15 protein-coding genes and 1 tRNA gene are annotated in these 15,100 nt (G+C 68.2%); 13 read left to right on the forward strand and 3 right to left on the reverse strand.

From position 1 onward, the window contains the following. Positions 1-15 precede the first annotated feature (15 nt). Together HTY53_RS06520 and HTY53_RS06525 are read right to left on the reverse strand one after the other, a co-directional pair. On the reverse strand, positions 16-1,209 hold the full coding sequence (locus tag HTY53_RS06520) for an ABC transporter substrate-binding protein (protein WP_174105660.1): 1,194 nt from the start codon (positions 1,207-1,209) through the stop codon (positions 16-18). 288 nt (positions 1,210-1,497) lie between these two features. Beyond that, positions 1,498-3,132: a benzoate-CoA ligase family protein gene (locus HTY53_RS06525; protein WP_174105661.1), complete on the reverse strand. Its 1,635-nt coding sequence runs from the start codon at positions 3,130-3,132 to the stop codon at positions 1,498-1,500. A 254-nt stretch (positions 3,133-3,386) separates the two neighbouring features. Here HTY53_RS06525 and HTY53_RS06530 point away from each other — a divergent pair, with 254 nt between their 5' ends. The 4 genes from HTY53_RS06530 to HTY53_RS06545 all read left to right on the forward strand — a co-directional run bounded on the left by HTY53_RS06530 (position 3,387) and on the right by HTY53_RS06545 (position 5,772). Next, complete coding sequence (locus HTY53_RS06530; RefSeq protein WP_174105877.1) at positions 3,387-4,316, forward strand: helix-turn-helix transcriptional regulator; 930 nt, start codon at positions 3,387-3,389, stop codon at positions 4,314-4,316. Positions 4,317-4,502: 186 nt separating this feature from the next. Next, on the forward strand, positions 4,503-4,898 hold the full coding sequence (locus HTY53_RS06535; RefSeq protein WP_438820933.1) for an MbcA/ParS/Xre antitoxin family protein: 396 nt from the start codon (positions 4,503-4,505) through the stop codon (positions 4,896-4,898). Beyond that, positions 4,858-5,616, forward strand: a complete 759-nt coding sequence (locus HTY53_RS06540) for an RES family NAD+ phosphorylase (RefSeq protein WP_174105664.1) — start codon at positions 4,858-4,860, stop codon at positions 5,614-5,616. The genes HTY53_RS06535 and HTY53_RS06540 overlap by 41 nt, the downstream gene beginning before the upstream one ends. A 79-nt stretch (positions 5,617-5,695) precedes the next feature. Then, positions 5,696-5,772, forward strand: a tRNA-Met gene (locus HTY53_RS06545). Positions 5,773-5,924: 152 nt separating this feature from the next. On the opposite strand, the gene HTY53_RS06550 is transcribed toward HTY53_RS06545, so the two are convergent. Continuing rightward, positions 5,925-6,305 carry a tautomerase family protein gene (locus tag HTY53_RS06550; protein ID WP_174105666.1) on the reverse strand — a complete coding sequence of 127 codons (381 nt, stop codon included), beginning with the start codon at positions 6,303-6,305 and terminating at the stop codon, positions 5,925-5,927. Positions 6,306-6,391: 86 nt separating this feature from the next. On the opposite strand from HTY53_RS06550, the gene HTY53_RS06555 reads away from it, so the two are divergent. From HTY53_RS06555 to HTY53_RS06595, 9 genes are all read left to right on the forward strand, one after another. Next, positions 6,392-7,249, forward strand: a complete 858-nt coding sequence (locus HTY53_RS06555) for a LysR family transcriptional regulator (RefSeq protein ID WP_174105667.1) — start codon at positions 6,392-6,394, stop codon at positions 7,247-7,249. Between the two features lie 88 nt (positions 7,250-7,337). Continuing rightward, entirely contained in the window at positions 7,338-7,922 is a 585-nt protein-coding gene (locus tag HTY53_RS06560; RefSeq protein ID WP_174105669.1) for an NUDIX hydrolase, read from the forward strand. A gap of 124 nt (positions 7,923-8,046) precedes the next feature. After that, entirely contained in the window at positions 8,047-8,796 is a 750-nt protein-coding gene (aat, locus tag HTY53_RS06565) for a leucyl/phenylalanyl-tRNA--protein transferase (RefSeq protein ID WP_174105671.1), read from the forward strand. 46 nt (positions 8,797-8,842) lie between these two features. Continuing rightward, the gene (locus HTY53_RS06570; protein ID WP_174105673.1) at positions 8,843-9,595 is read left to right on the forward strand and encodes an arginyltransferase; all 753 of its coding nucleotides are present in this window, start codon (positions 8,843-8,845) and stop codon (positions 9,593-9,595) included. A 189-nt stretch (positions 9,596-9,784) separates the two neighbouring features. Then, positions 9,785-10,819, forward strand: a complete 1,035-nt coding sequence (locus tag HTY53_RS06575) for a quinone-dependent dihydroorotate dehydrogenase (protein WP_174105675.1) — start codon at positions 9,785-9,787, stop codon at positions 10,817-10,819. Positions 10,820-10,890: 71 nt separating this feature from the next. Continuing rightward, positions 10,891-11,949, forward strand: coding sequence for an aldo/keto reductase (locus HTY53_RS06580; RefSeq protein ID WP_174105677.1), 1,059 nt, complete (start codon positions 10,891-10,893; stop codon positions 11,947-11,949). 237 nt (positions 11,950-12,186) lie between these two features. Next, the gene (locus HTY53_RS06585) at positions 12,187-13,161 is read left to right on the forward strand and encodes an ABC transporter substrate-binding protein (RefSeq protein ID WP_174105679.1); all 975 of its coding nucleotides are present in this window, start codon (positions 12,187-12,189) and stop codon (positions 13,159-13,161) included. 196 nt (positions 13,162-13,357) lie between these two features. Then, entirely contained in the window at positions 13,358-14,254 is an 897-nt protein-coding gene (locus tag HTY53_RS06590) for an ABC transporter permease (protein ID WP_174105681.1), read from the forward strand. 1 nt (position 14,255) lies between these two features. Continuing rightward, on the forward strand, positions 14,256-15,050 hold the full coding sequence (locus HTY53_RS06595; protein WP_174105682.1) for an ABC transporter ATP-binding protein: 795 nt from the start codon (positions 14,256-14,258) through the stop codon (positions 15,048-15,050). The last annotated feature ends 50 nt before the right edge of the window (positions 15,051-15,100 follow it).

The raw sequence follows: 15,100 nt of genomic DNA on the forward strand, positions 1-15,100 counted from the left end.
CAACCCGGCCTTGCGTTACAGGCGGCAGCCGCGCGCGGGATCGGCCAGCGCCTTCACCGCGATGCCGGCGACCTTGTTCTCGCGGCCCTCGACCTTGCGCAGATAGAAGTCCTGCACCGGGTTGTGCGCGCGCGACAGCGTGAAGACCCCGCGCGGGCTGTCGATGCGCGCCGCCGCGATGGCCTTGTAGACGTCCGCCTTGCGGCTCATGTCGCCCTTGACCGCTGCTGCGCCGGCGGCCAGCATCTGCGCCGCGTCGTACCCCTGTACCGCGTAGACATCGGGTTGCAGCCGGTAAGCCTTCGCATAATTGAGGCGGAACTGCTTGTCGCGCGGATTCTGCAGGCCGTCGGCATAGTGCAGCGTGGTTTCCAGACCTTGCGCCGCGGCGCCCTGCGCCTCCAGCGTGCCGTCCGTCAGGAAGCCCGATGCATACAGCGGGATCTTGTCCTTCAGCCCCGCCGCGGCCCAGTCCTTGACGAACTTGACCGCGCCGCCGCCGGCGAAAAAGACGAACACGGCGTCGGGCTTGAGCGAGGCGATCTCGGTGATCTGCGCCTGGAATTCGACGTTCGGGAACGGCAGGCTCAGTTCCTTGACGATCTTGCCCCCCTTGGCCTCGAAGGCCTCCTTGAAGCCGCGCACCGACTGCTCGCCGGCCGCGTATTTCCACGTCAGCGTGACGACGCGCTTCATGCCGCGATCGGCCACCACCTGACCCATCGCATAGCCCGGCTGCCAGTTCGAGAACGACGAGCGGAAGATGTTGGGCCCGCACAGCGGACCGGTGGCCTCGTCGGCGCCAGCGTTCGGGATGATCAGCAGCGTGTTGTTTTCCTTGGCGACCTTGACGATGCCCATCTGCACGCCCGAGTGCACGGTGCCGACCACCACGTCGACCTGGTCGCGCTTGACCAGCTTGGTCGCGTTCTCAGGAGCCTTGGCCGGATCCGATTCGTCGTCGACCTTGAAATACTCGACCTCGCGCCCGCCCAGCCGGCCGCCCTGCTCCTGCACATACATGCGGAAGCCGTTCTCGATCGCCGTGCCGAGCGCCGCGTAGGTGCCGGTGTAAGGCAGCATGAAGCCGACCTTGATCTTGCCGGCTGCGGCCGATGGCGCGGGCTGCCCCGCGGCGGCGCCCGCCAGCGTCAGCGCGGCGACGGCAAGACAGGTCGGCGCCAGGCGGCGCGAGATGAAGCGATGCATGGATGTCTCCTCCTGGTGGTTCAGCGGGTCGCTCGCGCGACGGTGCGGCGGCGTCCGTTCCCTTGCTGTCATGCCTGGCCGAGCCCGCGGTGGTGCGTGCATGCGGGGCCATCGAAGGGTCCGGCGCCAATTATTTTAGGTTTGAAGTTTTCGCCGTTATAAACCCCGCCATGGACGGCGTCAATGCAGTGGAACCCGGCGCCGGGGCGAGCCCGGGTGCCGCGGCCATCGGCTCGCGCCCGAGTGTAATGACGCGCGGGGCTCGGGGATATCGCGGCTTACCCTGTCTCATGGCGCGGCGACGGTAGCGGCTGCATCGGGCGTCGCCTCGCGCGCCTGCTGCTCGCGCTGCCGCAGCCGGAAGCGCTGGATCTTGCCGGTCGCGGTCTTGGGCAGCTCGGCCACGCATTCGATCCGGCGCGGATACTTGTACGGCGCCAGGCAGCTCTTGACGAAGGCCTGCAACTCGGCCTCCATGCCCTCGTGCCACTGGTGGCCGGGGCGCAGCACCACATAGGCCTTGGGCTTGACCAGACGGTCGCCGTCCTCGACGCCGATCACCGCGGCCTCCAGCACCGCGGGATGGCGCGCGAGCGCCGCCTCCACCTCGAACGGCGACACATAGACGCCGCCGACCTTCAGCATGTCGTCGCTGCGCCCGGCATAGACGTAGTAGCCGTCGGCATCGCACAGATACTTGTCGCCGCTGCGCGTCCATTCGCCGACGAAGGTATCGCGGGTCTTGTCGCGATTGCCCCAGTACATCAGCGCCGCCGACGGTCCCTTGATGTACAGGTCGCCGATCTCGCCGGGCGCGCAGGGCTGGCCGGCGTCATCGAGCAGCTTGAGCTCGTAGCCCGGCACCGGCTTGCCAGTGGTGCCGTAGCGGACGTCGCCGGGGCGATTCGACAGGAAGATATGCAGCATCTCGGTCGAGCCGATGCCGTCGAGGATGTCGCAGCCGAAATGGGCGCGGAAACGCTCGCCGATATCGCGCGGCAGCGCCTCGCCGGCCGAGGTGCAGACGCGCAGCGCCACCGCCTCGCGTGCCGGCAGGTCGGGCGCGGCAAGCATGCCGGCAAACAGCGTCGGCACGCCGCAGAACACCGTGGGCCGCTGCTCGGCCAGGCGGCGGAACACCGCCTGCGGCGTCGGCCGCTCGGCCATCAGCACCGTGGTGGCGCCAACCGACAGCGGGAATGTCAACGCGTTGCCGAGTCCATAGGCGAAGAACAGCTTGGCGGCGGAGAAGACCACGTCGTCCTCGCGCAGGCCCAGCACCTGGCGGGCGTACAGGTCGGCGGTGTGGAACAGGTTGCCGTGGGTATGGACGGTGCCCTTCGGACGGCCGGTCGAGCCCGACGAATAGAGCCAGAACGCCATATGGTCGGGACCCGTCGCGGCATGGTGCGCCAGCGGCGTGCCGCTGCCGGCCAGGCCCGCCACGGTCGCGGCCGCGGGCGCTTCGCCTTGCGGCAAGTGGCCATCGGCCGGCAGCGGCGCCGCGACGATCCACAGCGGGTCGACCCCGGCGCGCTGCGCCGCCTCGCGCACGGCGGGCAGCAGCGGCGCCGATACCACGGCGGCCCGCGCGCCGCTGTGCTCCAGCATGTAGGCGTAATCGTCCACCGTCAGCAGCGTATTGACCGCGACCGGCACCACGCCGGCCAGCAGCGAGCCCAGAAACGCCACCGGAAAGTCGATGGTATCGAGCGCGCACAGCAGCAGCCGCTCCTCGGGCCGCAGCCCCGCCGCGAGCAACGCGCCGGCGAAGCCGCGGCTGCGCGCATCGAGCTCTGTGTAGGTCAGCGTGGCGGTGTCGTCGCGATAGGCCAGCTTGTCGCCCCGGCCGGCATCCAGATTGCGCGACAGCAGATCGGCGGCGGCGTTGTAACGCGCCGGCAAAGCGGTCGGGGACGTCATGTCTCACTCCTTGGGCGGCCCGAAGGCGGCATCTTGTAGGCCGTCGGTGCGCACCCTGGCGGCGGCACCTTATCGTTGTTGATGCATTTTATTGCACATCGACTAAGATGCAAGCTCAGGAATGCACTATATGGCAGCAAAAAAGGGCTGGGGTGGCCCCGAGGTGTGGCCCGGGTGTGCTCCGGGTGGGCCTATAATGCCGCACCCTGCGCTTTTCGCTGCTTCCTCCATTCAGGATCCAACCCTTGTCCGTGATGCGCCGCGCCACTGAAGCCACTGCGCCCTTGTCCGACACCGAGCCCCGCCAGCCCGGCGAGCGCGATCCGTATCTGACCCAGCTGGGCGACCGTATCCGTTCGCTGCGCGCCGCCCGCGGCATGTCGCGCAAGGATCTGGCGCGCGGCGCCGGCGTCTCGGAGCGCTATCTCGCCAATCTGGAAACCGGAACGGGCAACGCCTCCGTGCTGCTACTGCGTCAGGTCGCCGCGGCCCTGAACGTGCCGCTGCCGGTGGTGCTGGCCGAGGCCGACGGCGGCAACGGCGCGCGCGCCGCCGAATTCGGCCAGCTGCTGCAGTGGCTGGCGCAACTGCCGCCGGCCGATCTGGCCCGCGTGCGCGAGGCCTGCCGCAATGCGCTGGCCCCTTCCGCGCCGTTCGATGCCCGCCATCAGCGGATCGCGCTGATCGGGCTGCGCGGCGCGGGCAAATCCACGCTGGGACGGGCGCTGGCCGAGGCGCGCGAGCTGCCGTTCGTCGAACTGAACGGCGCGATCGAACAGGAGGCCGGCGCCACGCTGTCGGAAATCCATTCGCTGTACGGCCAGGCCGCCTATCGCCGCTACGAATTGCGTGCGCTGGAACGCGTGCTGCGCGAGCACGACCGGCTGGTGCTGGCAACGCCCGGAAGCCTGGTGTCCGAGCCGGCCACCTTCAACCTGTTGCTGGCCAACTGCTACACGGTCTGGGTCAAGACCTCGCCCGAGGAACACATGGCGCGCGTGGTCGCCCAGGGCGATATGCGGCCGATGCAGGGCAATAGCGAGGCGATGGCCGATCTGCGCCGCATCCTGCAGGCACGCACCCCCCTCTACGCGCGCGCCGACGCCGTGATCGATACCAGCGGGCAAAGCCTGGACGCGTCGCTGCAAGCGCTGCAGACGGTGCTGCAGGACGCCGGCGCCTGAGGCCACGCGGCCCGCGTCACCGGCCCGCACTATATTTCATCGCCCCTGCGGCCCGCATCGAAGCCTTGGGAACGGCCGCGAAAAACCGGCGGTCGAATGGGCGTGCGCAAGGAATCCTCGCAAAAGTGGTTTTCCTGCTTCCCTTGCGAAACAAGTGGCCTATAATGTTTCCAAGGAAACAGGAGCATGGCGATGCAGACCAAGCAACTTCGGCAACAGCTTCCCGCCGGCGCCCCGGATGCCGGGACGACCCTGACCAAGGCCGTGATGCGCGCGGCCAGCTTCCTCGGCATCAGCCAGGCCGTGGTCGCCAGCGTGCTGGGCATCAGCACGGCCTCCGTCTCGCGGATGGCTTCGGGCCACTACGTACTGGACAACCATCGCAAGGAATGGGATTTCGGTGTGCTGTTCGTACGCCTGTTCCGCTCCCTCGATGCCATCCTCGGGCATGGCGACCAGGCCCGGTTGTGGCTGGCCAATGACAATCTCGCGCTGGGCGGCAAGCCGCTCGAACTGATCCGTACTACCGAAGGCCTGGTTCGTGTCGTTCACTACCTGGACGCCACCCGCGGTCGCATCTGAGCGCAAGCCGTTTGCGCTCACGTTGTGGCGGGCGGTGGAAGCCCAGCATGTGGTTTCCACGATGCCGCTGGTCGACAGCCTCGAAGAGCAGGCTGTGCTCGAGGCCGTGCTCGACGCCGGCAAACCGGCGGTCCCCTCCTACGCCCGCCATCTGCACTATCTGCTGTTCACGCCGTTTCGCTATCCGCCCTCGCCGTGGGGGTCGCGCTTTCGCGCGGCGCACGATCCGGGCGTGTTCTATGGCGCCGACGAAATCCGCACGGCCTGCGCGGAGCTGGGTTACTGGCGCTGGCGCTTCCTGCGCGACAGCCCCGCGCTGCCGCGCATCGATGCGCGCGCGCAGACGCTGTTCCAGGTCGGCGTGCGCACCGACGGTGTGGCGCTGGACGAAGCGCCGTTCGCGCGCGACGCCGCACAATGGCAGGACCCGGTGCACTACGAGGGCTGCCAGGCCTTCGCCCGTGTCGCCCGCGAGGCCGGTCTGGGGCTGATCCGCTACCGCTCGGTACGCGATCCCGGCCAGGGGCACTGCGCCGCCGTGCTGACGCCGCTGGCCTTCTCCGCGCCCGCGCCGCTGGTCACCACGACATGGATGCTGACGGTGCGGCCCGACCGTGTGATCTGGCAACGCGACGATCTGCTGCAACGCGAGAATTTCGAGTTCGAGGCGGTAACCTGGGAACGCCCGAACGGCAATGCGGCGCCCGCGACGGCTTGAAATGCGGGCTCGAATACCTTGGCCTACATCTACTGTTGCATTGCGAAAGCGATTGCCCTATAATCACTTCTTCGACGGACGCGGGGTGGAGCAGTCTGGCAGCTCGTCGGGCTCATAACCCGAAGGTCGCAGGTTCAAATCCTGCCCCCGCAACCAACCGATCGAAGCAAGCGACAGCGTCGCAAGAAACAACCGCCTCATCCTGATATCGGACCGGGCGGTTTTTTTTCGCCGGTGCGCCTGCCTTCCACCCCTTCCCCCCTTGCCTCTTCGGCACGTTCCCAGGACGTTCTGCTCTGCCGGCCCGCTCAGGCGTATTGCGCGAGCCCGTGGCCCAGGGACCAGTTCTCCTTGGCCACTTCGACGAGGCTGACAAACACATCCTCCGGCCGAATGCCCGGACGATCGCCAAGCAACTCCGCCGTGCGCCGGAACAGCGCCTTCTTCTGCTCCAGCGTGCGCGTGTCGTTGGCGGTGATCTGGATGAACACCAGGTCGTCGCTGCGGGCGACGCCCAGATACGACGCGCCATAGCGGAAGTTCGCCGCTTCATGTTCGGTGATGGTCATGAACTGGTCGTCTTCCGGCACATTGAACGTTTCCCGCAGCGCGCGATAGACGCTGTCGAAGATGGCCTGACGATACGCTGCCGGCTTTCCGGCACGCATGGCGATATGAACGAGCGGCATGGCACGGCTCCCTGGGCTGTTGTCGTGTTTCCATGCTATTTATTTCGCTATGCTATGGACAGTTAATTCATCGATAAGAGATCGAAATGATTGACCGACCGCTGGACCTCGATGCCGTCCAGGCCTTCGTCCGTATCGCCGAGTTGGGCAGCTTCACGCTGGCGGCCGACGCCATGCGCACTACGCAGGCCGCGGTCAGCCTGAAACTCAAACGGCTGGAGGACAGGCTCGGCTTTCGCCTGATCGAGCGCACGCCCCGCTACGTCGAGCTTTCGGCGTGCGGAGCGGCCTTTCTCCAACACGCCCGCGAGCTGCTGGAGGCCCACGATCGTGCGCTGTCGGTGTTCGCCGGGGGGCGCCAGCGCCTGACCATCGGCATCAGCGACCATGTCGCCGGCCCCGAGCTACCCACGCTTATCGCGCGCATGAACGCCCAGGATCCCGAGCTGCTGATCGAAATCCGGATCGGTTCATCGGGCGAACTGCTCCAGAGCTTTGACCGCCGCGAACTCGATACGGTGATCGTCCGGCTGCATGCCGGGCGCAGCGACGGGCAAGTGCTGGCCGAGGAAAAATTCGGCTGGTTCGCCGCACCGGGATGGCAGCATCGCGCGGACGAGCCGCTGCCGCTTGCCACGCTGGCCGAACCATGCGGCGTGCGGGCGATGGCCGCGCAGTGCCTGGATGCGGCAGCGGTGCCGTGGAAGGAGATCTTTGTCGGCGGAGGCGTGGCGGCCGTGGCGGCCGCGGTCATGGCGGGGTTGGGCGTGGCCGCCCTGGCGCCGCGCATGCTTCCATTTGGCGCGGTCGAGGTTGGCACCCGCCTGGGTTTGCCCGACTTGCCGCGCTTGCCGATCGTGCTCCATTCGAGGGTCAGGGACGGGCGACCGCAAGATGCGCTGGCCGCGCTGTGCGCCGCATTGCGCAGCGCGGTGCGCGGCTAGCCTGCCCTGGCGGCACCGCCGTTCCGCTATCGCCCTGCTGCCCCCGGGCCCGGTGATAAACTGCGGCCATTCCTCCCGGACCGAATCCATGAAATTCTGCTCGAACTGCGGCCATGCGGTCGTGCTGCGCATCCCCGATGGCGACAACCGGCCGCGCCATCTCTGCGATCAATGCGGCACCATCCATTACGTCAATCCGCGCAATGTGGTCGGCACCGTTCCGGTCTGGGAAGAGAAGATCCTGCTGTGCAAGCGCGCGATCGAGCCGCGCTACGGCTTCTGGACGCTGCCGGCGGGGTTCATGGAGATCGGCGAGACCACCGCGCAGGCCGCCGCGCGCGAGACGCTCGAGGAAGCCGGCGCCCGCGTGCAGATCGGCGAACTGTTCTCGATGCTGAACGTGCCGCACGTGCACCAGGTCCATCTGTTCTATCTGGCCAGGCTCGAAGACCTCGATATCGCACCGGGCGAGGAAAGCCTCGAGGTCAAGCTGGTCGACGAGGCCGACGTGCCCTGGGACGAGCTGGCCTTCCCCACCGTGATCCACACGCTGCGCTGTTTCTTCGCCGACCGCGCCGCGGGCCGCATTGCCGACGGCAGCTTCCGGCTGCATACGCTCGACATCGACAAGCCGATGCGCCCGCTGACGGCGCGTGCGACGGTCGAGCCCTGAACGGGCGGCCCGCCATCGAGGCCGCCTCCGTGCCCGCCGCAAGCCGCGCCCTGTTCCCCCGCTCCTTCGTCCCACCCTTGGTTCGTCCCTTGGCCCGTCCCCTGGCCCATCCCGTCTCCCGCGCATGATCGCCTGGCTCGACCCGCACGATCCGTTTCCCCCGGTCGATGCCGCGCTGGGCCCCGACTCCGAAGCGCCGGGCCTGCTCGCCGCCAGCCGCGACCTGACCCCGCAGCGCCTGCTGCTGGCCTACCGCCACGGCATCTTTCCCTGGTATGCGCAGGGCCAGCCGGTGCTGTGGTGGAGCACCGATCCGCGCATGGTCCTCGCTCCGGCCGCGCTGCGCGTCTCGCTGAGTCTGCGCAAGACGCTCAAGCGCGTGCTGCGCGAGGACGACTGGCAGATCCGCGTGGACGACGATTTCGAATCGGTGATGCGCGCCTGCGCCGAGACGCCGCGCGCCGGTCAGCACGGCACCTGGATCACGCCGGAGATCGTCGAGGCCTACGGCGCGCTGCATGCGCGCGGCATGGCGCATTCGGTCGAGACCTGGTATCGCGGCGAGCGCGTCGGCGGGCTGTACGGCGTGGCGCTCGGCCGCATGTTCTACGGCGAGTCCATGTTCGCGCGCCGCACCGACGCCTCCAAGATCGCGCTGGCGGGGCTGTGCGCCTTCCTCGCCGGCCACGGGGTGACGATGATAGACTGCCAGCAGGAAACCGAGCACCTCGCCTCGCTGGGCGCGCGGCCGATTCCGCGCAGCGAATTCGTCGCGCATCTGCGCACGGCGACCGCGCAGCCGCAGATCGTGCCGTGGCGGTTCGACAAGTCGGTGCTCGAATGGTGGACCCGGGCGCGCCACGCCGAGCGCTAGCGCCCCGCACTCCGACCGCGGCAGCACCCGACGGCAGCATCCGATCATGAGCAAGCTCAAGGAATTGCCCCTTTCCGCGCTGCAGTTCTATGCAACGGCGCCCTACGCTTGCAGCTATCTCGAAGGCCGCATGGCCCGCTCGCAGGTGGCCACCCCCGCGCACCTGATCAATGCCGACGTCTATTCCCGCCTGGTGCGCGCCGGCTTCCGGCGCAGCGGCGTCTTCACCTACCGCCCCTATTGCGACGATTGCCACGCCTGCACGCCCTGCCGGCTGGCGGTCGACCAGTTCGAGCCAGACCGCAGCCAGCGCCGCGCCTGGCAGCGCCACCGCCATCTGCAGGCGCTGGTCGCGCCGCTGACCTACGTCGAAGAACACTACGCGCTGTATCTGCGCTACCAGTCGATGCGCCATGCCGGCGGCGGCATGGACCAGGACAGCCGCGATCAATACGAGCAGTTCCTGCTGCAGAGCCGCGTCAATTCGCGGCTGGTCGAATTTCGCGATCCGCCCGACGCCGCCGAACCGGGCAAGCTGCGCATGGTCAGCATGATCGACGTGCTCGACGACGGCCTGTCGTCGGTCTACACCTTCTACGATCCGCTGCAGCCCAAGACCAGCTACGGCACCTACAACATCCTGTGGCAGATCGAGCAGACCCGCGAACTGGGCCTGCCTCACCTCTACCTTGGCTACTGGATCGCCAACAGCCGCAAGATGGCCTACAAGGCGCGCTTTCAGCCGCTGCAGGTGCTGGTCGGCAACCAGTGGCGGCCGTTCGAGCCCGGCGTCGCCTGACCCTGCAATAGCCGCGCGGCCGGCGCCCCAAGCGCCGCTGCCGTTACAATATCGCCTTGGCCGCGCGCCGAGGGGCCGCGGCCACCTTCCGGTACCGCCCCGCCGCATTCGACTGGCCGCCCGGTCTCCGATTCGCTGCCCCGGTTGACTACCCCGATTCCTGCCCCGACTCCCTGCCCGATTTCCGCCGTGCTCAACGCGCTCTATCCCCTGTTTCGTCCCGCCCTGTTCTCGATGGACGCCGAGGACGCTCACCATCTGACCCTCGACAATCTGCGCCGCGCGCAGCGCCTCGGACTGGCCGGCTGCCTCGGCAACCGCATCGACGACGATCCGCGCACCGTGATGGGGGTGCGCTTTCCGAATCCGGTCGGACTCGCGGCCGGCCTCGACAAGGACGGCGCCTATATCGACGGCCTGGCCGCGTTCGGCTTCGGCTTTATCGAGGTCGGCACGGTGACGCCGCGCCCGCAGCCCGGCAATCCGCGCCCGCGCATGTTCCGGCTGCCGAAGGCCGAGGCGCTGATCAACCGGATGGGCTTCAACAACGGCGGGGTCGACGCCTTCGTCGCGAACGTCAATGCGTCGCGCTGGAAGGCCGAAGGCGGCGTGCTGGGGCTGAACATCGGCAAGAACGCCGACACGCCGATCGAGCGCGCGGTCGATGACTATCTGTATTGCCTGGAACGCGTCTATCCGCACGCGAGCTACGTCACCGTCAACATCTCGTCGCCGAACACCAGGAACCTGCGCCAGCTGCAGGGCGCCAGCGAGCTCGACGGCCTGCTGTCGGCGCTGAAGACCGCGCAGCAGCGGCTGGCCGATCAGCATCGGCGCTACGTGCCGCTGGCGCTGAAGATCGCGCCGGACCTCGACGCCGACCAGATCGGCAATATCGGCGACGCGCTGGTGCGGCACCGCATCGACGGCGTGATCGCCACCAACACGACGATCTCGCGCGAGGCGGTCAAGGGCCTGCCGCATGCCGAGGAAGCCGGTGGCCTGTCGGGCCGGCCGGTGTTCGACGCGTCGACTTCGGTGGTGCGCGCGCTGCGCGCGGTGGTCGGCGACGCGCTGCCGATCATCGGCGTCGGCGGCATCTTCGACGGCGCGCAGGCACGCGCCAAGATCGACGCGGGCGCGCAGCTGGTGCAGCTCTACACCGGGCTGATCTACCGCGGTCCGGCGCTGGTCAAGGAATGCGCAGCCGCGCTGCGCCGCTGAGCCGCGGATAGCGCCCGTTAGCGCCCCCGCTCCGTTCCTTTTTCGTCCCGCCCCATTCAGAGGAAAACCGCATGGAAACGATCCGACTCGGCCAGAGCGATTTGCAGGTCTCGCGCATCTGCCTCGGCACGATGACCTTCGGCGAACAGAACACCGAGGCCGAAGGCCACCAGCAGCTGGACTATGCGCTGTCGCGCGGCATCAACTTCATTGACACGGCGGAGATGTACCCGGTCAAGCCGCGCGCCGAGACCTACGGCCGCACCGAGCAGATCGTCGGCAGCTGGCTCAGGCGCCAGCCGCGCGAGCGCATCGTGCTCGCTACCAAGGTCGCCGGCCCGGCGCGCATGCCGTGGATCCGCGACGGCGGCGATCTGACGCCGCAAAGCATCCGCGCCGCGGTCGACGCGTCGCTCCAGCGCCTGCAGACCGACTACATCGACCTGTACCAGATCCACTGGCCGGCCCGCAACGCGCCGATCTTTGGCCAGAAGCAGTTCGACCCGTCGCGCGAGCGCGCCTGCACCAGCATCGCCGCACAGCTCGATGCGATGGCGCAACTGGTGCGCGCCGGCAAGATCCGCTACGTCGGCGTGTCGAACGAAACGCCGTGGGGCATCGCCGAGTTCGTCAAGCAGGCCGAGCTGCACGGGCTGCCGCGCATCGCCACCGTGCAGAACCCCTACAACCTGGTCAATCGCAGCTTCGAACAAGGGCTGGACGAGGCCTGCTATCGCACCGGCGTCAGCCTGCTGGTCTACAGCCCGCTCGCCTTCGGCCAGCTGACCGGCAAATACCTGAAGGCGGACGCCGCGCAGCCGACCTTCGATCCGTCCGCACAGGGTCGGCTGACGCGCTTCCCGGCCGACTGGAGCCCGCGCTATCTGCGCCCGGAAACGCTGGCGGCCAGCGCCCGCTACGTCGAGCTGGCACGCGCGCATGGCCTGTCGCCCGCCACGCTGGCGCTGGCCTGGTGCTACTCGCGCTGGTTCGCGCACAGCACCATCATCGGCGCGACCACGCTGGCGCAGCTGCAGGAGAACATCGATGCCTGGGGCGTGCAGCTGTCAGAAGACGTGCTCGCCGGCATCGAACGGATCCACGCCGAGATCCACAATCCGGCGCAATAAGGGGTTCTGTCGGGAACCCGGTCACGCAGCCGGAAACCCGACCTTGGTGGGGTCTCCCACCGCACCGCAACAGGGCACCACGGGCCGTGGAAATGGTATCCTCGCGGGCTTGACGCCGCCCCCGCTGGCGGTGCGCGTACCACGCGTACCTGCCGGCGATCCACTGGAACCACCGAGGCAGAGGGGCGGCCGACCCGAACGAAACCCACAACCAAATATTCGAGGGGAGATTCGATCATGACCATGCTGAAAACTTCGACCAAGACCTTGCTCGCCGGCGCCGTCGCGCTGGCCCTGCTGCACGGCGGCGCGGTGAACGCGCAGACCGTCAAGGTGCTCTCGATCGTCGATCACCCCGCGCTGGATGCGATCCGCGACGGCGTGCGCGCCGAACTGAAGTCGGCCGGCTACGACGCCGACAAGAACCTGAAGTGGGAATACCAGAGCGCGCAGGGCAATACCGGCACCGCCGCGCAGATCGCGCGCAAGTTCGTCGGCGACCAGCCCAGCGCGATCGTCGCCATCGCGACGCCGGCCGCGCAGGCCGTGGTGGCCTCGACCAAGACCGTGCCGGTGGTCTACTCCGGCGTCACCGACCCGGTCGCGGCGCAGCTCGTCAAGGGCTGGCAGGCCAGCGGCACCAACGTGACCGGCGTGTCGGACAAGCTGCCGCTGGACAAGCAGGTCGCGCTGATCAAGCGCGTGGTGCCCAAGGCCAAGACCGTCGGCATGGTCTACAACCCGGGCGAGGCCAACTCGGTCGTTGTCGTCAAGGAACTGAAGACGCTGCTGGCCAAGGAAGGCATGACGCTGCGGGAAGCCGCCGCGCCGCGCACCGTCGATATCGGCTCGGCCGCCAAGAGCCTGGTCGGCAAGGTCGACGTGATCTACACGAATACCGACAACAACGTGGTGTCGGCCTACGAGGCGCTGGTCAAGGTGGCCAACGAATCGAAGGTGCCGCTGGTGGCCGCCGATACCGACAGCGTCAAGCGCGGCGCGATCGCGGCGCTGGGCATCAACTACGGCGACCTGGGTGTGCAGACCGGCAAGATCGTCGTGCGCATCCTGAAGGGCGAAAAGCCGGGCGCGATTCCGTCCGAGACCAGCGACAAGCTGGAGCTGTTCGTCAACACGAGCGCCGCCGAGAAGCAAGGCGTGACGCTGTCGCAGGACCTGATCAAGGAAGCCAAGCAGGTCATCAAGCAATGACGCCATGACGACCCGCCGCCCCGCTGCCGGCATGCCGCGCAGCGGGCGGCTGGCCGGCGCCACGCCCTACCGGGCCGCGCGCCGACGCCGCTGGTTGCAGCCTGCGGCCCGCCCAGGCGCATGATCCGCCGGCGGCTGCCGCGCCAGTCAGCACGCCCGGCCACCGGCGGGCGCGCATACCGCAACAGGATTCACCATGTCTCTCTTCTCCCTTCTGGGCGCGCTCGAGATCGGCCTGATCTTCAGCCTCGTCGCCCTCGGGGTGCTGATCTCCTTCCGCATCCTCAATTTCCCCGATCTGACCGTCGATGGCAGCTTTCCGCTGGGCGGCGCCGTTGCCGCCACGCTGATCGCGATGGGCCACGATCCGTTCCTGGCCACGGCGCTCGCCATCGTCGCCGGCGCGGTCGCCGGCCTGATCACCGGCTGGCTCAATGTCCGGCTCAAGATCATGGATCTGCTGGCGTCGATCCTGATGATGATCGCGCTGTACTCGATCAATCTGCGCATCATGGGCCGGCCCAATGTGCCCTTGATCACCGAGCCGACGATGTTCACGGTGCTGCAGCCGGAATGGCTGCCCGACTTCATGCTGCGCCCGCTGGTGCTGGTGGCGATCGTGATCGTCGCCAAGCTCGGGCTGGACTGGTTCTTCTCGTCGCAGCTCGGGCTGGCGATGCGGGCGACCGGCGCCAATCCGCGCATGGCGCGCGCGCAGGGCATCGCCACCGGCCGCGCCACGCTGGCCGGCATGGCGCTGTCGAACGCACTGGTCGCGCTGGCCGGCGCGCTGTTCGCGCAGACCCAGGGCGGCTCCGACATCTCGATGGGCATCGGCACCATCGTGATCGGCCTGGCCGCGGTGATCATCGGCGAGACCATCCTGCCGGCACGCCGGCTGATCCTGACGACGCTGGCCGTGGTGCTCGGCGCGATCCTCTACCGCTTCTTCATCGCACTGGCGCTGAACAGCGACTTCATCGGCCTGAAGGCACAGGATCTGAATCTGGTCACCGCGCTGCTGGTGACGGTCGCGCTGGTGCTGCCGGCCACGCGCAAGAAGCTGTTCGGCCGCAAGGCGAATGGAGGCTGACATGCTGCGCGCACAAGACCTGAAGCTGACCTTCAACCCCGGCACGCCGATCGAGACCCGCGCGCTGCGCGGCCTGAGCCTGGAGATTCCGGCGGGCCAGTTCGTCGCCGTGATCGGCTCGAACGGCGCCGGCAAATCGACCTTCCTGAACGCCGTCAGCGGCGACCAGATGGTCGATTCCGGCACCATCACCATCGACGGCAACGATGTCACGCGCAAGCCCGCCTGGGACCGCGCGCCGCTGGTCGCGCGCGTGTTCCAGGACCCGATGGCGGGCACCTGCGAAGCGCTGACGATCGAGGAAAACATGGCGCTGGCGATGGCGCGCGGTTCGCGCCGCGGCTTCCGCCCGGCGCTGAATCGCGCCTCGCGCGAACTGTTCCGCGACAAGCTGCGGCTGCTGAACCTCGGGCTGGAAAACCGGCTGACCGACCGCATCGGCCTGCTGTCCGGCGGCCAGCGCCAGGCGGTCAGCCTGCTGATGGCGTCGCTGCAGCCCTCGCGGATCCTGCTGCTGGACGAGCATACCGCCGCGCTGGACCCGAAGACCGCCGCCTTCGTGCTCGAGCTGACGGCCCGCATCGTCGAGGAAAACAAGCTGACCACGATGATGGTGACCCACAGCATGCGGCAGGCGCTGGACTACGGCCAGCGCACCGTGATGCTGCACCAGGGCCAGGTGGTGCTCGACGTGTCGGGCGAGGAACGCAAGGGCCTCGACGTGCCCGACCTGCTGCGCATGTTCGAGCGCAGCCGGCACGAGCAGCTGGACGACGACGCCCTGCTGCTCGGCTGATTTCGCGCCCTGCTTCGCCATGCAAAACCCCGGCCTCGGCCGGGGTTTTG

The organism is Cupriavidus gilardii (assembly GCF_013314895.1).
GTDB classification, from domain to species: Bacteria; Pseudomonadota; Gammaproteobacteria; order Burkholderiales; family Burkholderiaceae; genus Cupriavidus; species Cupriavidus gilardii_C.